The following is a 25,697-nucleotide window of genomic DNA, read 5'->3' as shown; positions in this document are numbered from 1 at the left end:
CGTCAGTTGGTGGTGCCGCTGTGCGGCACGGGCACGTGCACGGTCTCCACGCGCGAGGCCACGATCCGCTCCCGCTCGCGCCGTCGCGCCCGCCCGCGCAACCGGAGGATCTGCGTCAGGCCCAGGGCCTGCAGCACGAAGACCGAGGCGAACGCCGTGCGGAAGTCCTCGCCGGTGGCGTCCAGCAGCAGGCCCACCGCCAGCAGGGTGGTGATCGAGGCGATGAAGCCGCCCATGTTCACGATGCCGGAGGCGGTGCCCTGGCGCTCGGGGGGATTGGCGGGCCGCGCGAAGTCGAAGCCGATCATCGACGCCGGCCCGCAGGCCCCCAGCACCACGCACAGCGCCACCAGCAGCGCCGTCGGCGCCCGGCCCGGCCAGCACAGCACCGCCGTCCACATCAGGGCGGTCGCAGTGAGCGTGCCGAGGACCAGCGGCAGCCGCGCCGCGTGGTGGCGGGCGATGACCTGCCCGTAGACGAGGCCGACGGCCATGTTGGCCAGCACCACCAGCGTCAGCAGCGAGCCGGCCGTGCCGCGCGACAGGTGCTGGTCCTCGACCAGGAACGGCATGCCCCACAGCAGCAGGAAGACCATCGCCGGGAACTGCGTGGTGAAGTGCACCCACATGCCCAGCCGGGTGCCCGGCTCCCGCCACGCGTCGGCGATCTGCCGCCCGACGCCGCCGTGCCCGGGGCGGGCACCGGGGGCCGGGGCATGGCCCTCGGGGTGGTCCTTGAGGAAGACCAGCAGCAGGACGAGCACGAGCAGCCCCGCCGCCGCACTGCCCGTGAACGTCGCCGTCCAGCCCTCGTCGTGCAGCAGCCGGGCCAGCACGAGCGTGGAGACGAGGTTGCCGGCCATCCCGAACAACGCGGCGACCTGCGCGATCAGCGGCCCGGTACGGGCGGGGAACCAGCGCGCCCCCAGCCGCAGCACGCTGATGAACGTCATGGCGTCCCCGCAGCCCAGCAGGGCCCGGCAGGCCAGCGCCATGCCGTACGCATGCGACAGCGCGAACCCCAGCTGTCCCACGGTGAACAGCACCGTGCCCAGCGCCAGCACCTTCTTGGTGCCCAGCCGGTCCACCATCAGGCCGACGGGTATCTGCATGCCCGCGTAGACCAGCAACTGGAGTATGGAGAACGTCGACAGCGCCGAGGCGTTGATGTGGAAGCGCGCCGCCGCGTCGATGCCCGCGACGCCCAGGCTCGTGCGGAAGATGATGGCGACGAAGTAGACGGCGACGCCGATGCCCCACACGAAGACCGCCCGGCGGCCGCCGGGCGGGTCGGCGGCCCGGCTCACCGCTCGTCCCCGCGCGCGAGGTTGCGCACCCAGCCGATGTGCCGGTCGACGACGGCGGTTGCCGCGTCGGAGTCCCCCGCGCGCAGCGCCTCGAGGATCTCGGTGTGCTCGGCGATGTTCTTGGCGATCCGGTCGGGGTGGGCGTGCATGACGGCCACGCCCATGCGCAGCTGCCGGTCGCGCAACTGCTCGTACAGACCGGCCAGGATGCGGTTGCCGGCATTGCGCACGATCTCGGCGTGGAAGGCGCGGTCGCTGTGCGAGACGGCGGCCAGGTCGCCGGCCGCGGCCTGCCGCCGCATGTCCGCCACCAGCCGCTCCAGCCGGGTCAGCAGCTCCGGCGGGGCAGGCACGGCCTTGGCCACCGCGTGCTTCTCCACCAGCAGCCGCGTCTCCACCACGTCCGCGATCTCCTGCGCCGACACGGCCAGCACGAGCGCCCCCTTCTTGGGGTAGAGCTTGAGCAGCCCCTCGCCCTCCAGCCGCAGCAGCGCCTCCCGCACGGGCGTGCGCGAGACCCCGACCTCCTCGGCCAGATCGCCTTCGGTGAGCAGCGTGCCCCCTTCGTAACGCCGCTGCAGTACGGCGTCCTTGACATGCGCGTAGACGCGATCGGCGGCGGCGGGACGTCTGACCTGGACGGTGGGCGCGCTCGGCATGCGCACAGCATAGATACAACACAGATGCGTGATGAGCCCCTGTCCGCCATGTGGAACGCCCCCGGCCGTGGACAAACCGATGTGATCCTGCGTTCATCAACGGATGGCACCCTGGTGACATGAACGCTGCCTCCCCCGCCCCGCGTCGTGCCCGTGTCCGTGCCCCCGAGCTGGTCGGAAAGGGAGGCTGGCTCAACACCGGGGGCGAGCAGCTGACGCTCGCCGGGCTGCGCGGCAAGATCGTGATCCTGGACTTCTGGACCTTCTGCTGCATCAACTGCCTGCACGTCCTCGACGAGCTGCGCGAGCTGGAGGAGAAGCACCGGGACACCGTGGTCGTCATCGGGGTGCACTCGCCGAAGTTCGTGCACGAGGCCGACCATCAGTCGGTCGTCGACGCCGTCGAGCGTTATCAGGTGCACCACCCCGTGCTCGACGACCCCGAGCTCGCGACGTGGAAGCAGTACGCCGTGCGGGCGTGGCCCACGCTCGTGGTGATCGACCCCGAGGGGTACGTGGTCGCCCAGCACGCCGGGGAGGGGCATGCGCACGCGATCGCGCGCCTGGTCGAGGAGCTGGAGGCCGAGCACGGGGGCAAGGGGACGCTGCGGCGCGGCGACGGGCCGTACGTGGCGCCCGAGCCGGTCGCGGGCGACCTGCGGTTCCCCGGCAAGGCCCTCGTCCTGCCCGGCGGCAACCTGCTCGTCTCCGACTCCACGCGGCACGCACTGGTCGAGCTCGCGCCCGACGGGGAGAGCGTGGTGCGCCGCATCGGCAGCGGCGAGCGGGGCCTGGCCGACGGGCCGGCGGAGGTGGCGCGCTTCAGCGAGCCGCAGGGGCTCGCGCTGCTGCCCGACGGCACGGTCGTCGTCGCCGACACCGTCAACCACGCCCTGCGCACGTACGACCCGGCCACCGGCCTCGTCGCGACCGTCGCCGGCACCGGACGGCAGTGGTGGCAGGGGTCGCCGACCGACGGCCCGGCCCGCGAGGTGGACCTGTCCTCCCCGTGGGACGTGGCCTGGTTCGAGGGGCGCGTGTGGATCGCCATGGCCGGCGTCCACCAGCTGTGGACGTACGACCCGGCCGCCGGCACCGTCGCCGTCGCCGCCGGCACGACCAACGAGGGCCTGGTGGACGGGCCCGCCGAGCAGGCGTGGTTCGCCCAGCCCTCCGGGCTCGCGGCGGCCGGCGAGCGGCTGTGGGTCGCCGACTCCGAGACCTCGGCCCTGCGCTACGTCGAGCGGGACGGCGAGGGGTACGCGGTGCGCACCGCGGTGGGCACCGGCCTGTTCGACTTCGGGCACCGGGACGGCGCGGCCGGCCAGGCGCTGCTGCAGCACCCGTTGGGCGTGACCGTCCTGCCCGACGGCTCGGTGGCCGTCTGCGACACCTACAACCACGCGCTGCGCCGCTACGACCCGGCCGCGGGCGAGGTCACCACGCTGGCCACGGACCTGCGCGAGCCCTCCGACGCGGTGCTCGTCGACGACGACATCGTCGTCGTGGAGTCCGCCCGGCACCGGCTCACGCGGCTGCGGCTGCCCGAGGAGGCCGTACGGGTGGAGGCGGTGGCGCACCGCACGCAGCGGGAGGCGACGGCCGTCGCCGGCGGGAAGCTGCTGCTGGACGTGGTCTTCCAGGCCCCGGCCGGGCAGAAGCTGGACACGCGCTACGGGCCGTCCACGCGGCTGCTGGTGAGCTCGACGCCGCCGGAGCTGCTGGCGGAGGGCGCCGGCCAGGGCAGCGATCTGCGCCGCGAACTGGTGCTGGCCGACGGGGTGGCCGAGGGCGTGCTGCACGTCTCGGCGATGGCGGCGTCCTGCGACGACGACCCGGCCAACGAGTACCCGGCGTGCCACGTCCACCAGCAGGACTGGGGCGTGCCGGTGCGCATCGCGCCGAGCGGCGCCGAGCGGCTGCCGCTGGTACTGGCGGGCCTGGACGGCTGACCCGGCGGGCGGGCTGCGCGGGGCGCCCTTCGGGGCGCAACAGGGCACCTCGTCTGCGGGCGCGCGGTGGCTTATCGCGCAGTTCCCCGCGCCCCTTACGGACACTGCACCAGCCCACGGCGCCCCGAAGGGGCGCGGGGCGGTATCGATCTGCGGCTGCCGCCGCGCGGGCGCGATCGGCCACCGATGGCCCGCAGTCGACGTGCGACCCCGGGGCCGGGGCGAGCGCGGCGCCCTGTCTGCGGGCGCGGCGGGAGTCCGGCCCCGCCCGCAGCGGAGCGTCACCGCACGAAGCGGTGGTCCTCCTCGACGACCGGTGCGGCCGGGGGCGGCGGCTGCGTCCTGCGGCGTTTGAAGATGCTGATGTAGGCGGCGAGGCCCAGGATGCCCGCGGCCATCAGCATCAGGCCCACGAGCGGCAGGTTGACCCCGTCGACGTGCCAGTCGACGGCGAACGTGAGGATGCCGCCCACGGCAATCAGGGCGACGCACCATCCCATGCCCATGCGGAAGCCTCCCATGCGATCGGCTCGCCGGTGGTGACCGGCCGGGCATGAGTGCGGCTACCCGGCCTGTTCGCGCCCATGCCGGGGTTCACCACTTGAGGGCGGAGGCCTCGTCCGGCTGCCAGTACGTCGTGCGGGCGGTGTCGTCGACGCGGAGGGTGCCGCCGGGCAGGTCGGGGTGGGCGGGCTCGCTGGACAGCGGCTCGCCGGCCGGGGTCTGGAAGCTCACCGAGATCTGTTCGGCGTCGTGGCCGTTGCCGCCGGAGCCGTCCGCGGCGGAGGCCAGCACCCCGGCGTAGGCGGACTTGCCGGGGGCGAGGGTGAGCCTGCCCTGCGTCCTGCTCTTCTCCTCGACGCCCACCGTCGCCTGGTCCTGGTCGAAGCGCAGGAAGGGGAAGCCGTAGGCGACGCAGGCGGCGTCGGAGGTGTTGGTGGCCACCAGCACCACGTGGTGGGCCGGTGAGCTCACGGCCTTGACCTCGATCCTGACCGCCCCGGGGCCGCAGGCGTCGCCCTTCTCCCCCGCCTTGTCGTCGACCGTGGTGCCGGCCTCGCCGTCGTCCTCCCCGCCCTCGCCGCCCTCGTCCCCGGCGAGGGTCTGCGGCTCCGGGGCGGCGGAGGGGCTGCCGGTGGCGGCGGCCTGCTGGTCGTCCTCGGCCTGGCCGCTCCCGGAGTCCGAGCCGCCGCCGCAGGCGGTCAGGGTGAGGGCGGCCGCGGTCGTGAGGGCGGCGACGGCGATCCGCAGGGTGCGGGTGGTCATGGTGCTTCCCCCGGGGGAGTGGGAACGGTGCGGGCAGCGGGTGTGTGGGCTCAGCCTTCCAGGAAGGCGGTCAGTGCGGAAGCCAGGAGGTGCGGGTCGTCGGAGCCGCACAGCTCGCGGGCGGAGTGCATGGAAAGGATCGCCACGCCGATGTCGACGGTGGTGATGCCGTGCCGCGCTGCGGTGATGGGACCGATGGTGGTGCCGCAGGGCATGGAGTTGTTGGAGACGAAGTGCTGCCAGGGCACGCCCGCGCGCTCGCACGCCGCGGCGAAGAGGGCCCGTCCGTGGCCGTCGGTGGCGTAGCGCTGGTTGACGTTGACCTTGAGGATCGGGCCGCCGTTGGGCAGGGGGTGGTGGCCGGGGTCGTGGCGCTCGGCGTAGTTGGGGTGGACGGCGTGGCCGGTGTCGGAGGACAGGCACACGGTGCCGGCGAAGGCGCGGGCGCGGTCCTCGTACGTGCCGCCGCGGGCGAGGACGGACCGTTCCAGGACGGTGCCCAGCAGCGGGCCCTCGGCGCCGGTGTCGGACTGGCTGCCGTTCTCCTCGTGGTCGAAGGCGGCCAGCACGGGGATGGAGGGCAGGCTGGCGGAGGTGGCGGCGGCGGTGAGGGCGGCGAGGCCGGCGTGCACGGAGAGCAGGTTGTCCATGCGCGGGCCGGCGAGCAGCTCGCGGTCGCGGCCGAGGTAGGCGGGCGCCTCGACGCTGTGCGTCATCAGGTCCCAGCCGGCCACCTCGTCGGCGGCCAGGCCGGCCTCCTCGGCGACGAAGCGGATCAGGTCGCCCTCGTGGACGTCGCCGAGGCCCCAGATGGGCGTCATGTGGCGCTGCTTGTCCAGCTTCAGGCCGTCCTGGTTGACGCCCCGGTCGAGGTGGATGGCCAGCTGCGGCACGCGCAGCAGCGGGCGGTCGACGACCACGAGCCGGTGGCTGCCGTCGCGCAGCGTCAGCCGCCCGGACAGGCCCAGGTCGCGGTCGAGCCAGGTGTTGAGCAGGGTGCCGCCGTAGAGCTCCACGGCCACCTGCCGCCAGCCGTGCGCACCGGTGTCGGGCAGCGGCTTGACGCGCAGGTTGGGCGAGTCGGTGTGCGCGCCGACGATGCGGAACGGGGAGGCGGGGGTGGCGCCTTCCGGCACGTACCAGGCGATGATCGCGCCGCCGCGCCGCACGAACTTCCCGCCGGCCTGCCCGTCCCAGGCGTCGGTCTCGGCGACCTCGTGGAAGCCGGCCTTCTGCAGCCGCTCGGCGGTGGTGGCCACCGCGTGGTACGGGGAGGGACTGGCGACGAGGAAGGACATCAGGTCGTCGGTGTGGCCGCGGTCGAAGCGGTGCGCAGAGCTCATGCCAGCAGCATAAAGATGGGGGCAAGAGCCGGGCTGCCCTTTCGGGGCCCGGCTCCTGCCCGTGAATCCATCGGTGGGGGCGCCTTAGAAGGCGGCCTCGTCCAGCTCCATCAGGGAGCTGTCGACGGTCTCGGCGAGGACGCGCTCGGTGGCGACGCCCGGCAGGACCGTGTCGGCGAAGAAGTTCGCCGCGGCGATCTTGCCGGTGTAGAACGCCTTGTCCTTGGCGGAGGCGGTCGGCAGCTTCTCGGCGGCCACGGCGGCGCCGCGCAGCAGCAGGTAGCCGACGACGACGTCGCCGGAGGCCATCAGCAGGCGGGTGGTGTTCAGGCCCACCTTGTAGATGGACTTCACGTCCTGCTCGGTGGCGGCGAGGTCCGTCAGCATGGCGCCGACGATGCCCTCCAGGTCGACGGCGGCCTTGGCGAGCTTCTCGCGGGCCTCGGCGAGCTCCTCGCCGCCGGCGGCCTCGGCGAGGAACTTCTTGATCTCCTCGGACAGGGCGGTCATGGCCTGGCCCTGGTCGCGGACGATCTTGCGGAAGAAGAAGTCCTGGCCCTGGATGGCGGTGGTGCCCTCGTAGAGCGTGTCGATCTTGGCGTCGCGGATGTACTGCTCGATTGGGTACTCCTGCAGGTAGCCGGAGCCACCGAAGGTCTGCAGGGACTGGGCGAGCTGCTCGTAGGACTTCTCCGAGCCGTAGCCCTTGACGATCGGCAGGAGCAGGTCGTTCAGGCCGTGCAGGGCCTTGGCGTCCTCGCCCGCGGCCTCCTTGACCTGGATGTCGTCCTGGATGGCGGCGGTGTACAGCACGAGGGCGCGCATGCCCTCCGCGTACGCCTTCTGCGTCATCAGGGAACGGCGCACGTCGGGGTGGTGGGTGATGGTGACCTTGGGCGCGGTCTTGTCCATGAACTGCGCCAGGTCGGTGCCCTGCACGCGCTCCTTGGCGTACTCCAGCGCGTTGAGGTAACCGGTGGAGAGGGTGGCGATCGCCTTCGTGCCGACCATCATGCGGGCGAACTCGATGATGCGGAACATCTGGCGGATGCCGTCGTGCTTGTCGCCGATGAGCCAGCCCTTGGCGGGGTGCTTGTCGCCGAAGGTCATCTCGCACGTGTTGGAGGCCTTCAGGCCCATCTTGTGCTCGACGTTGGTGGCGTAGACGCCGTTGCGCTCGCCCAGCTCGCCGGTCTCGAAGTCGAACTCGTACTTCGGCACGAGGAAGAGGGACAGGCCCTTGGTGCCCGGGCCGTGACCCTCGGGGCGGGCGAGGACGTAGTGGAGGATGTTCTCCGCCATGTCGTGCTCACCGGAGGTGATGAAGCGCTTGACGCCGGTGATGTGCCAGGAGCCGTCCTCCTGCTGCACGGCCTTGGTGCGGCCGGCGCCCACGTCCGAGCCGGCGTCCGGCTCGGTGAGGACCATGGTGGAGCCCCACTGCTTCTCGGTGGCGAGCGCGGCGATGTGCTTCTGCTGCTCGTTGCCCTCCTCGAAGAGGATGCCGGCGAAGGCCGGGCCCGAGGAGTACATCCAGATGGCGGGGTTCGAGCCCAGGATCGACTCGGCGTACGCCCAGATCAGCGAGCGCGGGGCGGTGGTGCCGCCGATCTCCTCCGGGATGCCCAGGCGCCACCACTCGGCGTCCATGTACGCCTGGTAGCTCTTCTTGAACGTCTCGGGGACCGGAGCGGTGTTCGTCTCCGGGTCGAAGACCGGGGGGGTGCGGTCGGCGTCGGCGAAGGACTCGGCCAGTTCGTTCTCGGAAAGGCGCGTGATCTCCGACAGGATGCTCTTCGCCGTCTCGACGTCCATCTCCCCGAAGGGACCGGTGCCGTACAGCTTGTCGCGGCCGAGGACCTCGAAGAGGTTGAACTCGATGTCGCGAAGATTCGACTTGTAGTGGCCCATGACAGACGGCTCCGTAGGTGACGGGAGGGCGTTCCTCTGTGCGTACCGGTCAGTAAGCAGCATGATGCTACCCGTCGGTAATAAGATGCAAGACCCGATCGGCCAACTGTGACCCTTTACGCTTTGGGCCATGTACGGCTACGACCAGACCGCGGCACAGCAGGGTTACGCGCCTCCGCAGCAGCCGGGCGGCTACGGCGAACAGCCGCTCTACCCCGAGCCGTCGCCCCCGTCCCTCGCCGACGCCGTGCGCGCCTTCACCACGGGCCAGATGTCCGCCGAGGACTTCCAGACCGTCTTCTCCGGTTCCAAGGTCTACTGCCCGCGCGGCGACAACCCCGGCTTCCTCGCCCTGCACAACACCCAGCAGCCGGTGATCCCCATGTTCACCTCGCTGAAGGAGCTGCGGCGCTACGCGGGCAAGGAGTCGAAGTACTTCGTGATCACCGGCGCCGAGGTGCTCGACCTGCTGCCGACCGGGTACGGCTTCGTCCTCGACATGGAGGGGGACCACCGCATCGTCTTCGACGCGAAGTCGGTCGAACAGATGGTGGACTTCGCCATGCGCCGGATGTACGGCTAGACGCCATTGCTTCGCAGATGGCTGAGGCTGCGCTAGCCGTCCGTCGCTAGCCGTCCGTCGCGCGGCGGTAGAGACGCGCCACCGCGTCACCGAAGTAGGGGCTGTACGAGGTCTCCTCGTCGCCGCCCTCGTCCTTGCCGCCCAGCACGCCCACCAGCGTCGCGCCGTCGTCCGCCAGGAACGGACTGCCGCTGGTGCCGTTGAGCAGGCCCTCGCAGTCGAACCGCAGCTGCGTCGCGCCCTCGGCCTGCGTCGTGCCGCGGCAGGCCACCGGCCGCTCCCCGTCGTTGGGGTAGCCCACCACCCGGGCCGGGCCCCGCGCCGGCGGGTCGAAGCGGATGCGGGCCGCACCGGTCGCCCGTTCGAGTGAGCCGGCGCCCTCGGCGGGCTCCATCCTCAAGAAGGCCACGTCGTAGTCGGGGTCGCGGTCCTCGGTCCACTCCGGGGCCACGTCGATCGACCGGGGCACCCACACCCCGTACGGCGCCGCGCCCCGGTCGTAGCCGGGGACGAAGGCCAGGTCCGTGCGGAAGCCGTCCATGTACACGCAGTGCGCCGCGGTGACCACCAGGTCGCCGGCCGCGCTGTGGACGACGCTCGCGGTGCAGCCGTGCACCGGCTCGTCCTGGGCCGTGTAGAACAGCGGGCCGACCGCCGGCGAAGGGTCGGCCTCGGCCGCCGCGCCGTCCTCGGTGGCGGCGGCCGCCTGCGGGGCGCCCAGGGGGCGCTGCCCGCCCTCGCGCACGGCCTCCTTCATGCGCTCCGCGCTCCGCTCGGCGACCTTCCGGGGCTGGGCGTAGTGCCCCTTGCCGTCCCCGGCCGCCAGCGGTGCGTCCGTGGCCAGGCCGCGGTGCGCCACGAGCAGGGCGACGGCGGCCAGGACCAGCGCAAGGGCGGCGACGGCGAGGACGCCGCGGGCTCTGAGACGGGAGCGCATTGATCAAGTGTGCCTCCTTCCGGGGGAACCCGCCGGGTGGAGGAGGGGGCGGGAATGTGTCGCCCTTGCCTGTTGTTAAGTATTCAACTAAATTGGAGGTACGACCGAGGAGGCCACCCATGCCCGCAGTCACCGCAACCAACCCGCTGGCCCTGCCGCGCGTCACCGCGCCCGCCGGCGGCGCCCCGCGCCCCGTGGTGCACGTCGCCACCGCGCCCAGCGGCTTCGAGGGCGAGGGCTTCCCCGTCCGCCGCGCCTTCGCGGGGATCCCGTACCGCCACCTCGACCCGTTCATCATGATGGATCAGATGGGCGAGGTGGACTACGCGGCAGGCGAGCCCAAGGGCACCCCCTGGCACCCGCACCGCGGCTTCGAGACCGTCACCTACATCATCGACGGCACCTTCATCCACCGGGACTCCCACGGCGGCGGTGGCGTGATCACCGACGGCGACACCCAGTGGATGACCGCCGGCTCCGGCCTGCTGCACATCGAGACCCCGCCCGAGGACCTGGTGATCAGCGGCGGGCTGTTCCACGGCCTCCAGCTGTGGGTCAACCTGCCGGCCGCCGACAAGATGATCGCGCCGAAGTACCAGGACATCCGCGGCGGCAGCGTCAAGCTGCTCGCCTCCGAGGACGGCGGCGCGCTCGTCCGCCTGATCGCCGGCGACGTCGCGGGCCACGAGGGCCCGGGAGCGACGCACACGCCGATCACGATGATCCACGCGTCCCTGAGCCCCGGCGCGCAGCTGACGCTGCCCTGGCGGCCCGACTTCAACGCCCTCGCCTACGGCCTGGCCGGCCACGGCTCGGCCGGCACCGAGGGCCGCCCCTTCCGGATGGGCCAGGCGGTCGTCTTCGGCGAGGGCGACACCCTCGTCGTCCGCGCCGACGCCGCCCAGGAGACCCGCACGGAGAACTTCGAGGTGGTCCTGCTCGGCGGCCTGCCGATCCGCGAGCCGATGATGCACTACGGGCCGTTCGTGATGAACACCCACGCCGAGCTGGCCCAGGCCTTCGAGGACTTCCAGGCCGGACGGCTGGGCACCATCCCGGCGGCCTGAGCCGGGGCCCTGCGGGCCCGTACCCGAGTGGTGCCGGGCCCCTGCCGGGGGCACGGTGGAAGGAGGCCTGTCCGCGCCAGGAACGGAGGTCCCGGCCATGACCATCAGTCCCTACGGAGTGGTGACCGGCCGTGCGACCGGCAAACACCGGGAGCCCGGCACCAGCGACAAGCCGCACTTCCAGCTGTTCATCGAGGACAACGCCGGCACCCGCTACCAGGTGCCGGTGAACGTCCTGTCCGACACGCCCCCTTCCCAGGTGCTGTTCCTGGCGGACGACGACTTCCGTCATCCGGTGACGGACCTCCTGCCGCCGGCGGGCAGCGGCTGGCACCCGCTGGCCTCGCACGCGGGTACGGGCGCCCTCGACTACGTCCGGGGCAATCTGTTCGACCCCACCCGGATGCGGGTGCTGCCGCCGGACGTCCAGGGAGTGGACAACGACCTGGAGGACTTCCTGGAGCACTACACGGACCGCGCCATCGCCGACCCCACGGTGGCCGTCTACGCCTTCGGCCAGGGCTTCGGGCGGGTCTCCGTCCTGCGCAGGATCGTCCGCTTCCTGGCCCGCAGGCACACCCACCAGGGCCCTGGCGTCCACGACATCCACATGAATCAGGGCAACGGCGTCAAGCACCGCCCCGACGACGGCGTCTGGCAGGACGGCGGACTGCTCTTCCACTTCCCCGCCGAGCACCGCTGGGTGGGGATCTTCCTCGCCTTCCAGTCGCAGTCCTGGCACACCGACGACCAGGGCCACAGCATCGGCCCGCCGTCCCCGCCCCGGGAGCGCGTGGCGCCGGTGCGCATCGTGGCCGCCCGGGTCGGTGGGCCCGCGGGGTCGGACGGCCAGTCGGTCACGCTGCTCAACGCCTCCGCCGACATCGTCGACCTGGGCGGCTGGCGGCTGGCCGACGAGCGCGGCCACGTCCGGCCGCTCCCCCCGCGCCGCCTCGCCGCCGGCGGCACGGTCACCGTCGAGGGTGGCGACGGGCTGCGGCTCAGCCGGACGGGCGGGGCGCTCAGCCTGCTCGATCCGGTGGGGCTGAAGGTGCACGGCGTGGCCTACACCGACGAGCAGGTGCGCCAGGAGGGCTGGACGACCACCTTCGCCTGAACTGCAACGCCTGAACTGCGTTGCCTGAACTACATCGCCTGAACTACGTCACCGCCTCGAACCGGGCCTCCACCGCAGCCGCGGCCTCGTACAGCTCGAACCAGATGCTCTTGCCCGCGCCCTGGGGGTCCACGCCCCATGCGCCGGCCAGGAGTTCGAGCAGGACCAGGCCGCGGCCGGAGGAGGCCATCTCACCGGGGTGGCGGCGGTGGGGGAGTTCGTCGCTGGCGTCGGCGACGCTCACCCGCAGGCAGCGGGTGCCGGGGGTGCCGGACAGCTCGGCGATCAGCAGGGCGTCGCCGTCGGTGTGCACCAGCACGTTGGTGATGAGTTCGGAGACCATCAGCACCGCCGAGTCCCGCTGCTCCTCGTCGGGCCAGTCGTGCAGCAGTTCGCGCACCTGGTGGCGGGCCTCGGCGATGCGCTCCGGCTCGGCCTGGGCGATGCTCATGACCGTGCGCCGCGGTGGGCACGGCACGGCGCCCGTGCCCACGGGCAGGTCGCGGCGCAGGAGCAGCAGGGCGATGTCGTCCTCGCGGCGGTCGATGAGTGGGCCGGTGGTGTAGTGCGAGGGCGGGCCGTGGACGGCCTGGACGAGGTCGTCGGCGAGCTGTTCGAGGTCCTCGGCGCCATCGGGGCCGGTGCCGTGGTCCTCGATGATCTGCCGCAGCCGCGTCCAGCCGGTCTCCAGGTCGTGGCCGCCGGTCTCGATGAGCCCGTCGGTGCACACCAGCATGGTCTCGCCGGGCTCCAGCACGATCCGCGTCGTGGGGTAGTCGGCGTCCGGCACGATGCCCAGCGGCAGTCCGCCGGCCGTGGGGCGTACGAGCAGGGTGCCGTCGCTGAGCCGGATCGCCGGGTCGGGGTGGCCGGCCCGGGCGATGACGAGCAGTCCGCTGCTGGGGTAGACCTCGATGTACAGGCAGGTGGCGAAGCGCGGGTCCGCATCCTCGTCGGCACCGTTGATGCCCGCCAGGAAGCGCGAGGCGCGCGAGAGCACGGCGTCCGCGTGGTGGCCCTCGGAGGCGTACGCGCGCAGGGCGATGCGCAGCTGGCCCATGAGCCCCGCGGCCCGTACGTCGTGGCCCTGGACGTCGCCGATGACGAGGGCGAGCCGGCCACCGGTGGAGGCGCCGTCCTCGGAAGTTCCGCCGGGCAGCGGGATCATGTCGTACCAGTCGCCGCCGACCTCCAGCCCGCCGCCGGTGGGCACGTAGCGCGCGGCCACCGTCATGCCGGGGATGTCGGGCTGGACGGTGGGCATCATCGAGCGTTGCAGGCCCACGGTGAGCTCACGCTCGGACTCGTGCACGCTGGCGCGCCCGAGCGCCTGGGCGAGCATCCGGGCGACGGTGGCGAGCACCGAGCGCTCGTCGGGGGTGAAGGAGACCGGGACGGAGAAGCCGGCCATCCAGGCGCCGATGGTCTGCCCGGCATTGATCATCGGCAGGAAGGCCCAGGACCGGCGGCCGAAGCGCTCGACCATCGGGTAGATCTCGGGGAAGCGGCGCCGGTAGTCCTCGGGCGAGGGCAGGTACACGGCCCGGCCGGTGCGGATGACCTCGGCGGCCGGGGCGCCGGCCCCCATGGGCTGGTCCATGAAGGCGTCCATGTCCCCGGGGGCGTAGCCGTGCTGCCCGATGAGCTTCACCCGGCCGGCCTCGCCGACGAAGACGGCCAGGCCCGAGGGCTCGAAGCCGGGCATGGACAAGGTGGCCGCGACCCGCAGCACCTCGGAGGTGGAGCGGGCCTCCGCCAGCGCCCGGCCGGCGTCCAGCAGGAACGCCTCGCGGTTGCGCCGCCAGTCGCCGGTGACGGTGCTGCGGGCGGCGGAGGTGCCGGGCTGGGGTGCGGGGACCTCTTCCAGCGTGCCGACGAGGCGGGCGGCGGGCCCGATGCCGTACGGCCGGGTGCGGCTGCGCACGGTCCGCAGCACCCTGCCGTCCTCGTCCACGACCCGCAGCCGGGCCTCGGCGAGGGTGCCCTCGGCGGCGGCGAGGGAGATGATGCCCTGGACCTCCACCCAGTCCACGGCGTGGAAGCGGGCGCGCACGCCGGACTCGGTCAGCTCCACCCGGGTGGGCGGCAGGCCCATGAGCCGGGCGCCTTCGGCGTCGAAGGTGACGGTGCGCGAGGCGGTGTCCCAGTACCACAGGCCGGTCTGGACGGCGGCCAGTACGTCCTCAGTGCGCATTGCCCCACTTTATGCAGGTACGGCCGGAGCGGACCACTGATGGTATGCGAGGGGCAGTACCCTTGCCTGGTGCTGTATGCGCACACTCCACGACGCCTTCGACCACGACTTGGATGAACGATGCATCGTTACCGGTCCCACACCTGCGGCGAGCTCCGTGCGGCCGACGTCGGCACCGACGTGCGGCTCAGTGGCTGGCTGCACAATCGGCGCGACCTGGGCGGCATCCTCTTCATCGATCTGCGTGACCACTACGGCCTGGTCCAGCTGGTGGCGCGCCCCGGCACCCCGGCCAACGAGGCGCTCGGGCACCTGACCAAGGAGACCGTCGTACGCATCGACGGCAAGGTCGTCAGCCGTGGCGCCGACAACGTCAACCCCGACCTGCCCACCGGCGAGATCGAGATCGAGGTCGCCGAGGTGGAGGTGCTCGGCGCCGCCGAGCAGATCCCCTTCACCATCAACGCCGAGGACGGGGTGAACGAGGAGCGCCGTCTGGAGTACCGCTTCCTCGACCTGCGCCGCGAGCGCATGCACCGCAACATCATGCTGCGCACCGCCGTCATCCGCGCCATGCGCGAGAAGATGACCGCGCTCGGCTTCAACGAGCTGGCCACCCCGATCCTGTCCGCCACCTCTCCCGAGGGCGCGCGCGACTTCCTGGTGCCCTCGCGCCTGCACGCCGGCCGCTTCTACGCCCTGCCGCAGGCCCCGCAGCAGTTCAAGCAGCTGCTGATGATCGCCGGCTTCGACCGCTACTTCCAGATCGCGCCCTGCTTCCGCGACGAGGACGCCCGCGCCGACCGCTCGCCGGGCGAGTTCTACCAGCTCGACGTGGAGATGTCCTTCGTCGAGCAGGAGGACGTCTTCCAGGTGATCGAGAAGGTCATGACCGAGCTCTTCGAGGAGTTCGGCGGCGGCCGCCACGTCACCTCCCCCTTCCCGCGGATCCCCTTCCGCGAGGCGATGCTCAAGTACGGCTCCGACAAGCCGGACCTGCGCGCCAAGCTGGAGCTGGTCGACGTCTCCGACGTCTTCGAGGGCTCGGAGTTCAAGGCCTTCGCCGGCAAGCACGTGCGGGCCCTGCCGGTGCCGGCCGTCCAGGACCAGCCGCGCAAGTTCTTCGACGGCCTCGGCGACTTCGCGGTCGAGCAGGGCGCCAAGGGCCTGGCCTGGATCCGCGTGGGCGAGGGCGGCCAGCTGTCCGGCCCGATCGCCAAGTTCCTCACCGAGGACGACGTCAAGGCCCTCACCGAGCGCCTCGGCCTTCAGGCCGGCCACGCCGTGTTCTTCGGCGCGGGCGACTTCGACGAGGTCTCCAAGATCATGGGCGCGGTGCGCGTCGAGGCCGCCAAGCGGGCCGGCCAGTTCGAGGAGAACGTCTTCCGGTTCTGCTGGATCGTCGACTTCCCGATGTTCGAGAAGAACGAGGACACCGGGCAGATCGAGTTCTCCCACAACCCGTTCTCCATGCCGCAGGGCGGTCTTCAGGCCCTGGAGAGCATGGACCCGCTGGACATCCTCGCCTGGCAGTACGACATCGTCTGCAACGGCGTCGAGCTGTCCTCCGGCGCCATCCGGAACCACGAGCCCGACGTCATGTACAAGGCGTTCGAGATCGCCGGCTACAGCAACGAGGACGTCGAGCGCGAGTTCGGCGGCATGCTGCGCGCCTTCAAGTTCGGCGCCCCGCCGCACGGCGGCATCGCCCCGGGCGTCGACCGCATCGTGATGCTGCTGGCCGACGAGCCCAACATCCGCGAGACCATCGCCTTCCCGCTCAACGGCAACGCCCAGGACCTGCTCATGGGCGCCCCCAGCGAGGTCGACGACGCCCGCCTGAAGGAGCTCCACCTGAGCATCTACAAGGGCGCGGCCAAGCCCACCCCGTACAAGCCGACCAAGTAGGTCGTCGCACACGCACCGAAGGCCGGCCGGGCAGCAGCCCGGCCGGCCTTCGGCATGACGGCGTCACACCAGGGCCAGGGGCAGCGGGACTCTCGGGCAGCAGCCGGCCGCGTTGTGCACGGCGCGCGACAGCCGGCCCGGGGTCAGCCGCTCGCGCCACAGCACGGACTCCACGCCGTACTCCCCGACCGCCATCAGCTCCGCCGGGCCCAGGTCGTCGGCCACCACGAGCAGCGGGGCGCGATTCGCGCGGACCATCGCCCGCAGCCGGGCCGGGCCGTCGGGGTCGTGCCGCGACAGCAGCAGGACGTCCACGGCCGCGGTGCGGTCGTCCGCCGCGACGACGCCGATGCCCGACAGGGCGCGCAGCTGCCGGACGACCCGGTACCGGCCCAGCTCGTCGCCGCCGTGGACGCTTACGGTGATGCCTTCGTCGAACACTGCGAACACTGCTCTTCCTCAATCACGCCGAAAGGACATCTTCAGCGTGCAGGGCGGCGCTCAACGAACGATTGCCGATGGATCAACGCATGCGCGAGGGCCCCGGAACCGCACGGTTCCGGGGCCCTCGCGCAGGGATGATCACGCCTCGTCGGTGCCGCCGAAGCGCTCGCGGTAGGACTCCAGGTCCTCCTCGGTGATCTTCGCGAAGAGCACGGGCGGCACGCTGAACGCGGTGCCCGCCGGGACGAACGTCAGCGACTTCGCCTCGTCCGCCGTCACCCACGTCGCGGTGGCGGCCGCCGAGTCCTCCGGCAGCGCGAACGCCGAGCGCATGGCCGCCGCGGAGGCCGGGATGAACGGCTCGGAGACCACCGCGTAGAGGTGGATGAGGTTCATCGCGGTGCGCAGGGTCAGCGCGGCGGCCTCGGGGTCGGTCTTGATCTCCAGCCAGGGGGCCTTGGTCTCCAGGTAGGAGTTGCCCGCGCTCCACAGCGCGCGCAGCGCCTGCGCGGCCTTGCGGAACTGCAGATCCTCCATGTACCGCTCGTACTCGGCGAGCAGCTCGGCGACCTGGCGGCCGAGCTCGGCCTCGGCCTCGCCCTCCTCCAGACCGGCCGGGACGTTCTCGCCGAAGCGCTTGCGCGAGAAGGACAGCACACGGTTGACGAAGTTGCCGAGGGTGTCGGCGAGGTCCTTGTTGACCGTGCCGGCGAAGTGCTCCCAGGTGAAGGACGAGTCGTCCGACTCCGGGGCGTTCGCCATCAGGAAGTAGCGCCAGTAGTCTGCCGGCAGCAGCTCCAGTGCGGCGTCGGTGAAGATGCCGCGCTGCTGCGAGGTGGAGAACTTGCCGCCGTAGTACGTCAGCCAGTTGAAGGCCTTGACGTAGTCGACCTTCTTCCACGGCTCGCGGGTGCCCAGCTCCGTGGCCGGGAACATCACGGTGTGGAAGGGCACGTTGTCCTTGGCCATGAACTGCGTGTAGCGCACGTCGCCGGCCTCGTACCACCACGACTTCCAGTCGCGGTTCGCCGGGTCCTGGCCGGCCCACTCCTTCGTCGCGCCGATGTACTCCACGGGCGCGTCGAACCACACGTAGAAGACCTTGCCCTCGGCCGCCAGCTCCGGCCAGGTGTCCGCCGGGACCGGCACGCCCCAGTCGAGGTCACGGGTGATCGCCCGGTCGTTCAGGCCCTCCGTCAGCCACTTGCGGGCGATGGAGGAGGCCAGCACCGGCCAGTCCTTGCCGTGCTCGTCGATCCACGCCTCGACCTCGCCCTGCAGCTTCGACTGCAGCAGGAACAGGTGCTTGGTCTCCCGCACCTCCAGCTCGCTGCTGCCGCTGATCGCCGAGCGCGCGTCGATCAGGTCGGTCGGGTCCAGCACGCGGGTGCAGTTCTCGCACTGGTCGCCGCGCGCCTTGTCGTAGCCGCAGTGCGGGCAGGTGCCGACGATGTACCGGTCGGGCAGGAAGCGGCCGTCGGCCAGCGAGTAGACCTGGCGGATCGCGCGCTCCTCGATGAACCCGTTCTTCTGCAGCTGACGCGCGAAGTGCTGGGTGATCTCGTGGTTCTCCGGCGAGGAGCTGCGGCCGAAGTAGTCGAACGAGATGTGGAAGCCGTCGTAGATCGCCTTCTGCACGTCGTGCTGCTGCCCGCAGAAGGTGTCCACCGGCAGCCCGGCGTCCTTCGCCGCCAGCTCGGCCGGGGTGCCGTGCTCGTCGGTCGCGCAGATGTACAGCGTCTCGCGGCCGGTCTGCCGCAGGAAGCGCGCGTAGACGTCCGCCGGGAGCATGGACCCCACCATGTTGCCCAGGTGCTTGATCCCGTTGATGTACGGAAGGGCGCTGGTGATGAGGTGTCGAGCCATTGCGGCTGCTCCCTGGTCGCAGTGTTTTCAGGTGTACGTGCACCTTTAGCGTATCCGAGCACTGGGGGCCGACCGCGCGGCATTTCGTACCGACGGTAACTGTGTGTGGTCGATGTGTTGCTGACAGGTACACTCAAAAGGTCCCATCCGGGGGAAGTCCCCCGGATGTCCCTTTCGAGGAGTCATCACACGTGAAGCGCACCACCCTCCGAGCCGCCGGTGTCTCGGTCCTGACCGCCGTCGCCCTGGGCGCAGCAGCCGCCCCCGCCGCCCTCGCTGCCGGTACGACCGGTACCACCGGCACGCCGTCGGTCGAGGTCAGGAAGATCTTCACCGGGAACGGCATCGTCGCGTCCCTCGACGTCTCCTTCGACTACGTCTGCAACGCCGACACCGAGCGCCTGGACGTCACCCTGCTGTCCGCCCCGGCCGGCAGGAAGCCCGTCTACCTGACGGCCACCAAGGCCAAGGGCGACCTGCAGTGCGACGGCAGGAAGCACACGGGCCTCGCGGAGTGGCACGACATGGTCGACGCGAACGTGCCCGCCCGCGCCACCCTGGAGCTCTACGGCAAGGGCAGCGTGCTGCAGACGCCCCTGGTCGAGAAGACCATGAAGCCGGGCCCCGGCCGCCTGCCGTTCGGCGACTGACCGTCTCTCCCGGGGGCTTTGCCCCCTGACCCCCGGTCCTCGAACGCCGGACGGGCTGATCCCAGCCCGTCCGGCGTTCGAGGTTTTCCGCCGCAGGCGTTACCGCAGTACGCCCGCCGTGCGGGCCTCCTGCAGCCAGCCGGGGAACTCCAGCAGCAGCTCGCGGTAGAGCTCCTCGTGCGGCAGCAGCCGCGGGTCGCGGCCCGCGTGGAAGAAGCCCGTGTTGTCGACCGCCCGCCGCTCCGGCACCGCGAGGTCGTCCAGCCGGCGCAGGAAGTCGAAGCCGCGCGCCTCGGGGTCGCCGAAGCCCACGAACTGCCAGAAGACCGGCAGGCCGGCCGCCTCGCACAGGGCCTTTTCGGCAGCCGCCCGGTTCGAGGGGGCGCCGTCGGTCTGGAAGACGACGAGGGCGGGGTCGGTGGTGCCCGTGGCGCGGTAGTGGTCGAGGACGGCCTCGACGGCCAGGTGGTAGTGGGTGCGGCCCATGTGCCCGTAGGAGGCGTGCAGCTCGGCGATGCGGTCGCGGTGGTCGTCCGCCGTCAGTTCGGCGGTGCCGTCGATGCCGGTGGAGAAGAAGACGACGGGCAGGGTGCCGCCCTCCGTGAGGTGGCCGGCGAGGGCGAGGGTCTGTTCGGCGAGGTGCTGGACGGTGCCGTCCTTGTAGTAGGGCCGCATCGAGCCGGAGCGGTCGAGGACGAGGTAGACGGCGGTCCGCCGTCCGGTGAGGCCGGCGGCGGCCAGGGCCGCGCCGGCGGCCATCGCGGGGGAGGGCTCGGGGTCCGGCCCGGGCGGGGGTTCGGGCACGGGGTGGGGGTCGGGCCGCGGGGCCGGCTCGGGTTCGGGCACCGGTTTGGGCTTCGGCATGGGGGTGGGCTGGGGTTCGGGCTCCGGGAGGGGTTCGGGCCGGGCGGGCCCGGGGGTGGGGATGGGGCCGAGGGGGCCGGGGTCGGGGACGGTGGGGGTGCCGGCCCGGTCGGACTCCTCGGCGGTCGGCTGGGTGGGGACCGTGACGGCGCCGTCCGGCGCCTCCTCCGACGCCGCCGGCGCGCAGGCGCCGGGGCCCGTGCTCTGCTGGGGCAGGCTCGCCTCGTCCTGCTCGCCCCCTCTGGCCGCCCGGCCGAACGCGGTGCGCAGCAGACTCCGAATGCCCATGGGGAAGTTGCCCTTCGTCCGATTAGCTGTCCGTAATGCCCGTAAAAGTCCGTTTGCTTGACGAATACGTAAGGCTAGTGGTCAAGCACGGTCCAGGGCGTTCACTCGCGACACGCCGTCGTGCGTGTCGTGTCACGGACAGGGGTCGCCCACAGGGTCACGGGCAGGCGTCCGGGATCCAGTTCCCGTGGAAGCCCACCGGTACCCGCACCGGCAGATGCACCCGGGCCACCGGCCCGGCGGCGAGGTCGCGGGCGGCCAGGACGAGCAGGTCCGTGGCTGCGCGCCGCGGGTCGTGGGCGAAGGCCAGCACCCAGCCGTCGTCCTCGGCGGCGTCGGGGGCCGCCGGCACGAAGACGCCCTCGCCCACGTCCCCGCCCCCGGGGACGGTGAACTCCTCGTGCGTACCGCGCTCCAGGTCGTACTTGACCAGCCCCGGCCCCCGGCCCGGCAGCGGCTGGCGCACGGCGTAGCCGAAGCGGTGGTGGGCGGTGAGCCGGCGGGGGTCGATGCGCGGGTACTCGGCGGGCAGGTCGTCCAGGCGCGTGCGGTGCACGGTGCCGCGCGCCGGCTCGACCGTCCAGCGCTCCAGGTGCGCGACGTGCTGCCCGGGAGCGGGCCGGCGCGGGTCGAAGGCGTCGAACCAGCGCTCGTAGCGCAGGAGGTGGACGACGAGCCGCCGGCCGCCCGGCTGCTCGTAGGCGTTCATCTGGTGCAGGACGAAGCAGGGTTCGAGCTCCAGCCAGCGCACCTCGCCCGCGCCGCCGTCGCGCGGCAGGACCCCGAGCCGGGCGGGCCGGTCCGGGTCCCACACCGGGCGGTGCGCGCCGGTGCGCCCGTTGCGGGCGAAGACCACCGGCAGGTCGTACAGCAGCACGTAGTGCTCGGTCAGCGAGAAGTCGTGCATCATCGGGTGCCCGTCGAGGGGGACGTCCACGTACCGCCGTACGCGGCCGTCACGGCCGGCGACCACGTACTGCACGTACGGCCAGGCCGGGCAGTAGGCCACCGCGTGCAGTTCGCCCGAGCGCGGGTCGACGATCGTGTGCGCGGCCAGCCCGCCCGGCAGCGTGCCGTGGAAGTCGAACGGGCCGATGGTGTACAGCTCCGGGTCGAGTTCGTACGGCAGGGTGCCGCCCTCCACCAGGGCCAGGCAGTGCCCGGCGAAGTACTGCACATGCGTGTTGGGCGCGAAGTCCATGCCCAGGTGGCGCGGCCCGTGCAGCAGCTTCTCGCCCAGTGCCCCGGCCACGGCGTCGGAGCGCACCCAGCGGTTGCGGTACCACTCGGCGCGCCCGTCGCGCAGCCGGACGCCGTGGATCATGCCGTCGCCGCTGAGCCAGTGGTGGTCGGCCGGGTCGTCGACGTGCACCGGGTTGGGGCCGTTGCGCAGATAGCGGCCGCGCAGCGCGGCGGGCAGGCGGCCGGTGACGGGCAGATCGACGGCGGTGGTCTCGTCGTGGACCGGCGCGTAGGGGCCGCTGAGGTAGGGATTGGCGCACGGTCCGGGGCGCGGGGCCGGGTACGTCATGCCCTCCACCATCCAGCGGAAGGGGGCGTTCGGCCAGTGCCGTACGGCAGCGGACGGCGGCGCGAACAACGGGACACGCGCAGGACAAGACCAGTGCAACAAATGGACGAAGGGCAACCCTCTCCGCACGAATCGGCTTCTTTATCGGTGAGGACGACCGGACCGGGACACGAGGAACCGGGACACGAGGACGACAAACCCAGCAGGGGGCAGGAAGTGGGAACCGCATGGGCCTGACCAGCAGGTCGCTTCTGTACACGGTGGTGTTCGCCGCCGTGTTGTGCGTGGGGCTCACCGTGTGGGTCTGGCCCCGGCTGGCCGGCCGGGGCGTGCGTCCGGTGCTCGGCCGGCTCGCGGCCATCGCCACGACCCAGCTGGCGGTCATGGCCGCGCTGGCGCTGGCCGTGAATTCCTGGGGCGGTTTCTTCGGCACCTGGAACCAGCTCCTCGGCCGCGTCGACAAGGCGCCGGTCAACGTCACCGAGATGGGCGGCAACGGCCCGTACGCCACCGTCACCGGGTCGAAGAACGGCCTGGTGCAGCCGGCGGGCCCGCAGGGCCTGGACAAGATAGGCGGAATTCCGCGGGGCCCGGCCGAGAAGGTGGGCAGCGTCCAGTCGGTCAATATCGTCGGGCAGCGCTCGCGGGCGATCAATCCGGCCTTCGTCTATCTGCCGCCGCAGTACTTCCAGAAGCAGTACGACCGCCAGCGCTTTCCGGTGATGGTCGTGATCAGCGGCTATCCCGGCGGGATCACGAATCTGGCGCAGCACCTGCAGGTGCCGCAGACGGCGGGCCGGCTGCTGGCCCAGAACAGGATGCAGCCGACCGTCATCGTCATGGTCCGCCCGACGATCGCGCCCCCGCGCGACACCGAGTGCGTGGACGTCCCCGACGGGCCGCAGGCGGAGACCTTCTTCACCAAGGACCTGCCCGACGCCCTCAAGAGCACCTACCGCGTCGGCCACGACCCCAGCGCCTGGGGCGTGCTCGGCTACTCCTCCGGCGGCACCTGCGCGCTGGAGCTCGCGATGCGCTTCCCGGGCGTCTACCCGGCCGCGGCCGCGCTCTCCGGCGACTACAAGGTCGGCAACGACCTGACCACCGGCAACCTCTTCGGCAGCGGACCGCAGGCCAAGCGCAACCAGCAGGAGCACGACCTGATCTGGCGGCTGGAGAACCTGCCCGCGCCGCGTGTGTCGGTGCTGGTGACCAGCAGCAGGAAGGGCGAGAAGCAGTACGGCGAGACGGAGCGGTTCCTGAAGGCCGTCAAGCCGCCGATGTCCGCCTCCTCGATCATCCTGCCGGAGGGCAGCCACCACTTCACCACCTGGCGCCGGGAGATCGGCCCGGTGCTGGAGTGGACGAGCCGGCAGCTGACCTTCCCGCAGGACACCGCCGACAAGCCCAAGAGCGAGCAGGAGAAGAAGAAGGACGCCGACCGCAAGGCGCAGGAGGACAAGGCGAAGGACGAGCCGTCCGTGGAGCCCGCCCCGCAGCCGTCGCCCACCGCCTCGCAGGACGAGGGCGACGAGGGCTGAGCCCCCGTACCCGGGCGGGCCGGCTACTCCGGGCCGCCCCCCAGCTGCTCGGCCAGCCACGAGAACGCCGCGGGGTAGAGGTTGATCCACGTCCCGTAGTTGTGGCCCCCGGTCGGCAGCAGCATCGTCTTCAGCCGCACCGCGCTGTCCGCCGCCTCCCGCTGGAACTCCTCGATGTAGCGGGGCGGGCTGTCGCGGTCCTGCCGCGAGGTCGCCAGGAACAGGGCCACATCCGCGTCGCTGTGCCGCACCAGGTGCATCGGGCTGTTGCGGCGGCGCAGCTCCGGGTCGGCGATCGCGCCGCCGTCGCCGTCGAGCGGGTCGGGGTCCAGGGCGGCGCCCGCCCCGAAGACATGCGGGTACTGCAGCGGCAGCTTCGCCGCGCAGAAGCCGCCCGTGGAGATGCCGACCAGACCCCACGACTCGGGGGCGGCCTCGGTGCGGAAGTGCCTGCGCAGCAGCTCGGGGACGTCGTCGGCGAGCCAGGTGGCGACCTTGCGGCCGGGCACGTCGGAGCAGTCGGTGTCCACGCCACCGGGGTTGATGATCGGCACGGCGAGGATGAACGGCCGGGTGGTGCCCTCGGTCAGCAGCCGCTCGTACGCCCCCGGCATCCGGCCCTGCTCCAGCCAGGACTGCGGCGAGCCGGGCACCCCGTGCAGCAGCACCACGACGGGGAAGGCGGTGTGGCGGTGGCCGGGCTCGGAGTACTGCGGGGGCGTCCAGACCATGACCTGGCCGGACAGCTGGGAGTGCGCGCCGCGGAAGTACGTCTCGCGCATGCCGCCGTCGCCGCGCGTGAAGCGCGCCCGCTCGGCCGGCGGGCCGGGCATCGCGACGGGCCCGGACTCGCTCGTACGGCCCATCAGGTCGTCCCACGAGGCGTACAGGCCGTAGCTGGAGTTGATCCACACCGCGACCACGCAGATGGCGGTGGCCTGGCACAGCACGATCAGGGCGAGCCGGCCCGCCCAGCGCACGGCGCCGGGGCCGGGGATCCTCGTCCACAGCAGCAGCGCCGCCAGGACGGCCAGCAGGCAGGCGACGACGAGCAGGGCGAAGAACGCGGTGCCGGTCAGGCTCGGAATCATCCCGCGGATACGCTCCCCCGGCTCGGTGGACCGATGGCGCAACGACCCTAAGCGAGGACGGCGGCGGGCGGCGGGGAAAACACGGCGGGTGACCCGGACGGGTCCGTCAGGCGGCCGCGGAGGGGTGCTCGCAGGTGAGTGAGCAGGCGAAGACCAATGCGCCGTCCTGGTGACCGCTGATCCGCGTGAGGGTGGCGCCCGTGTCGGTCTCCTCCACGGGGTCGGCGGATATGTGGACGGGGCTGTCGAGCTCGGCGTAGCGGTGGAAGGAGCTTCTGAGCGAGGTCGGCAGGACGACCGGCCAGGGGGCGAGGGCGGTGGCCGCCTGCCGGGCGGCCTCCAGCAGCACCATGCCGGGGATGTGGTCCACCGGATGGTCGAACAGGACCGGGTGGCGGCCGTCCGCCCGCAGCAGCCAGGACCGCGAGCGCGCGCCCTCGTCCGGCGAGAGGACGACGTCGAAGGGGTAGGTGCGGCCCACCTGCTGCGGCACCACCGGCGCGGTCGTCACCGTCGGCGTACCGGGCAGCCGGGGGCCGCGCAGCCGGCGGTAGACCTCGGGCGAGGTACAGGTGAACGAGGCGCTGCCGGTGGCGGCGACGTGTCCGTCGCGGCGTACGGTGACGTCGTAGTGCATGCCCCCGAAGACGCCGCCCCGCCTGCGGATCCGCGAGCACTGGACGTCGAGTTCGAGTTCGGCGGGTGCCGGGCCGATGGTCATGTGATCGGGCCGCACCGTGCAGTCCAGGTGCCACATCAGGAACTGATGTCCGAGCGGCACGTCGAATTCCGCGTGGGCGAGGAGGGATCCGATCTGCCGCACGGTCTCCGCGACCATCATCGGGTCGTGCAGTGTGCCCTCGACCGGCGTGAAGAAGCTGTGCCCGCGCGGCCATTGGGCCCACACCGTGAACCGGTCACGCCCGGCCCTCCGCCACCCGGTCAGCAACACCTCGGCCACGGCGGCCCGGTGGACGTACTCGCGGGGGACGGTCGTCGTCAGCCGGGGCAGCGCGGGTGCGAGGGATGTCGGGGCGGAGGTGGTCTGGGACATGGTTCCCCCTCGGATCGGTCGGTGCATCGGCGCAGGTCGACCGCGGATGGTCAAGGCGGGTGCTGTCCGGACGGGTGCTTTTAGAGTGTTAACGTTCCCCGGTCAACGCCCCTCGGGGGGTCAA

Annotated in this window: 21 protein-coding genes; 7 read left to right on the top strand and 14 right to left on the bottom strand. The window is 72.0% G+C overall.

The window, feature by feature from the left end:
• Nucleotides 1–2: 2 nt before the first annotated feature.
• The gene (locus AB0K17_RS02615) at nucleotides 3–1,307 is read right to left on the bottom strand and encodes an MFS transporter (protein ID WP_365981867.1); all 1,305 of its coding nucleotides are present in this window, start codon (nucleotides 1,305–1,307) and stop codon (nucleotides 3–5) included.
• Nucleotides 1,304–1,966, bottom strand: a complete 663-nt coding sequence (locus AB0K17_RS02610; protein ID WP_365981866.1) for a GntR family transcriptional regulator — start codon at nucleotides 1,964–1,966, stop codon at nucleotides 1,304–1,306. The genes AB0K17_RS02615 and AB0K17_RS02610 overlap by 4 nt, the downstream gene beginning before the upstream one ends.
• Before the next feature lie 119 nt (nucleotides 1,967–2,085).
• Here AB0K17_RS02610 and AB0K17_RS02605 point away from each other — a divergent pair, with 119 nt between their 5' ends.
• Nucleotides 2,086–3,918 carry an NHL domain-containing thioredoxin family protein gene (locus AB0K17_RS02605; protein WP_365981865.1) on the top strand — a complete coding sequence of 611 codons (1,833 nt, stop codon included), beginning with the start codon at nucleotides 2,086–2,088 and terminating at the stop codon, nucleotides 3,916–3,918.
• Between the two features lie 281 nt (nucleotides 3,919–4,199).
• Here AB0K17_RS02605 and AB0K17_RS02600 read toward each other — a convergent pair whose 3' ends face one another.
• The 4 genes from AB0K17_RS02600 to AB0K17_RS02585 form a co-directional block, all read right to left on the bottom strand.
• On the bottom strand, nucleotides 4,200–4,424 hold the full coding sequence (locus AB0K17_RS02600; protein WP_344433266.1) for a DUF6458 family protein: 225 nt from the start codon (nucleotides 4,422–4,424) through the stop codon (nucleotides 4,200–4,202).
• Nucleotides 4,425–4,512: 88 nt separating this feature from the next.
• Nucleotides 4,513–5,184 (bottom strand): DUF4232 domain-containing protein, encoded by a 672-nt coding sequence (locus AB0K17_RS02595; protein WP_365981864.1) that lies wholly within the window; start codon nucleotides 5,182–5,184, stop codon nucleotides 4,513–4,515.
• A 50-nt stretch (nucleotides 5,185–5,234) separates the two neighbouring features.
• The gene (locus AB0K17_RS02590; protein WP_365981863.1) at nucleotides 5,235–6,527 is read right to left on the bottom strand and encodes a M18 family aminopeptidase; all 1,293 of its coding nucleotides are present in this window, start codon (nucleotides 6,525–6,527) and stop codon (nucleotides 5,235–5,237) included.
• A gap of 84 nt (nucleotides 6,528–6,611) precedes the next feature.
• Nucleotides 6,612–8,438 carry an acyl-CoA dehydrogenase gene (locus AB0K17_RS02585; protein WP_365981862.1) on the bottom strand — a complete coding sequence of 609 codons (1,827 nt, stop codon included), beginning with the start codon at nucleotides 8,436–8,438 and terminating at the stop codon, nucleotides 6,612–6,614.
• Nucleotides 8,439–8,568: 130 nt separating this feature from the next.
• Between AB0K17_RS02585 and AB0K17_RS02580 the strand changes: the two genes are divergently transcribed.
• Nucleotides 8,569–9,021 carry an SseB family protein gene (locus AB0K17_RS02580; RefSeq protein ID WP_344432935.1) on the top strand — a complete coding sequence of 151 codons (453 nt, stop codon included), beginning with the start codon at nucleotides 8,569–8,571 and terminating at the stop codon, nucleotides 9,019–9,021.
• 46 nt (nucleotides 9,022–9,067) lie between these two features.
• On the opposite strand, the gene AB0K17_RS02575 is transcribed toward AB0K17_RS02580, so the two are convergent.
• On the bottom strand, nucleotides 9,068–9,958 hold the full coding sequence (locus AB0K17_RS02575; protein WP_365981861.1) for a serine protease: 891 nt from the start codon (nucleotides 9,956–9,958) through the stop codon (nucleotides 9,068–9,070).
• Nucleotides 9,959–10,077: 119 nt separating this feature from the next.
• On the opposite strand from AB0K17_RS02575, the gene AB0K17_RS02570 reads away from it, so the two are divergent.
• Together AB0K17_RS02570 and AB0K17_RS02565 are read left to right on the top strand one after the other, a co-directional pair.
• Nucleotides 10,078–11,025, top strand: coding sequence for a pirin family protein (locus AB0K17_RS02570; RefSeq protein WP_365981860.1), 948 nt, complete (start codon nucleotides 10,078–10,080; stop codon nucleotides 11,023–11,025).
• Between the two features lie 97 nt (nucleotides 11,026–11,122).
• The gene (locus AB0K17_RS02565; protein ID WP_365981859.1) at nucleotides 11,123–12,142 is read left to right on the top strand and encodes a DUF2278 family protein; all 1,020 of its coding nucleotides are present in this window, start codon (nucleotides 11,123–11,125) and stop codon (nucleotides 12,140–12,142) included.
• A 43-nt stretch (nucleotides 12,143–12,185) separates the two neighbouring features.
• Here AB0K17_RS02565 and AB0K17_RS02560 read toward each other — a convergent pair whose 3' ends face one another.
• Nucleotides 12,186–14,336, bottom strand: a complete 2,151-nt coding sequence (locus tag AB0K17_RS02560) for a SpoIIE family protein phosphatase (RefSeq protein ID WP_365981858.1) — start codon at nucleotides 14,334–14,336, stop codon at nucleotides 12,186–12,188.
• A gap of 120 nt (nucleotides 14,337–14,456) precedes the next feature.
• On the opposite strand from AB0K17_RS02560, the gene aspS reads away from it, so the two are divergent.
• Nucleotides 14,457–16,244: an aspartate--tRNA ligase gene (gene aspS, locus AB0K17_RS02555; protein ID WP_365981857.1), complete on the top strand. Its 1,788-nt coding sequence runs from the start codon at nucleotides 14,457–14,459 to the stop codon at nucleotides 16,242–16,244.
• A 63-nt stretch (nucleotides 16,245–16,307) separates the two neighbouring features.
• On the opposite strand, the gene AB0K17_RS02550 is transcribed toward aspS, so the two are convergent.
• Nucleotides 16,308–16,694, bottom strand: a complete 387-nt coding sequence (locus AB0K17_RS02550; protein WP_365981856.1) for a DNA-binding response regulator — start codon at nucleotides 16,692–16,694, stop codon at nucleotides 16,308–16,310.
• A 132-nt stretch (nucleotides 16,695–16,826) separates the two neighbouring features.
• Complete coding sequence (metG, locus tag AB0K17_RS02545; RefSeq protein WP_365981855.1) at nucleotides 16,827–18,554, bottom strand: methionine--tRNA ligase; 1,728 nt, start codon at nucleotides 18,552–18,554, stop codon at nucleotides 16,827–16,829.
• 191 nt (nucleotides 18,555–18,745) lie between these two features.
• Between metG and AB0K17_RS02540 the strand changes: the two genes are divergently transcribed.
• Nucleotides 18,746–19,204 carry a hypothetical protein gene (locus tag AB0K17_RS02540; RefSeq protein WP_365981854.1) on the top strand — a complete coding sequence of 153 codons (459 nt, stop codon included), beginning with the start codon at nucleotides 18,746–18,748 and terminating at the stop codon, nucleotides 19,202–19,204.
• Between the two features lie 99 nt (nucleotides 19,205–19,303).
• Here the strand turns inward: AB0K17_RS02540 and AB0K17_RS02535 are convergent, their stop codons facing one another.
• Both AB0K17_RS02535 and AB0K17_RS02530 read right to left on the bottom strand, forming a co-directional pair.
• Nucleotides 19,304–20,356 carry a VWA domain-containing protein gene (locus AB0K17_RS02535; RefSeq protein WP_365981853.1) on the bottom strand — a complete coding sequence of 351 codons (1,053 nt, stop codon included), beginning with the start codon at nucleotides 20,354–20,356 and terminating at the stop codon, nucleotides 19,304–19,306.
• Nucleotides 20,357–20,513: 157 nt separating this feature from the next.
• Entirely contained in the window at nucleotides 20,514–21,887 is a 1,374-nt protein-coding gene (locus AB0K17_RS02530) for a carotenoid oxygenase family protein (protein WP_365981852.1), read from the bottom strand.
• Between the two features lie 227 nt (nucleotides 21,888–22,114).
• Between AB0K17_RS02530 and AB0K17_RS02525 the strand changes: the two genes are divergently transcribed.
• A complete protein-coding gene (locus tag AB0K17_RS02525) occupies nucleotides 22,115–23,428 on the top strand; it encodes an alpha/beta hydrolase-fold protein (protein ID WP_365981851.1) in 1,314 nt (437 codons plus the stop codon).
• A 23-nt stretch (nucleotides 23,429–23,451) separates the two neighbouring features.
• Here the strand turns inward: AB0K17_RS02525 and AB0K17_RS02520 are convergent, their stop codons facing one another.
• A complete protein-coding gene (locus tag AB0K17_RS02520) occupies nucleotides 23,452–24,519 on the bottom strand; it encodes an alpha/beta hydrolase-fold protein (RefSeq protein ID WP_365967827.1) in 1,068 nt (355 codons plus the stop codon).
• A 106-nt stretch (nucleotides 24,520–24,625) separates the two neighbouring features.
• Nucleotides 24,626–25,573 carry a ScbA/BarX family gamma-butyrolactone biosynthesis protein gene (locus tag AB0K17_RS02515; RefSeq protein WP_365967828.1) on the bottom strand — a complete coding sequence of 316 codons (948 nt, stop codon included), beginning with the start codon at nucleotides 25,571–25,573 and terminating at the stop codon, nucleotides 24,626–24,628.
• Nucleotides 25,574–25,697 lie beyond the last annotated feature (124 nt).

The organism is Streptomyces sp. NPDC049585 (assembly GCF_040675615.1).
Taxonomy (GTDB): Bacteria; Actinomycetota; Actinomycetes; order Streptomycetales; family Streptomycetaceae; genus Streptomyces; species Streptomyces luteosporeus.
This window is presented reverse-complemented; position numbering and strand designations above follow the sequence as displayed.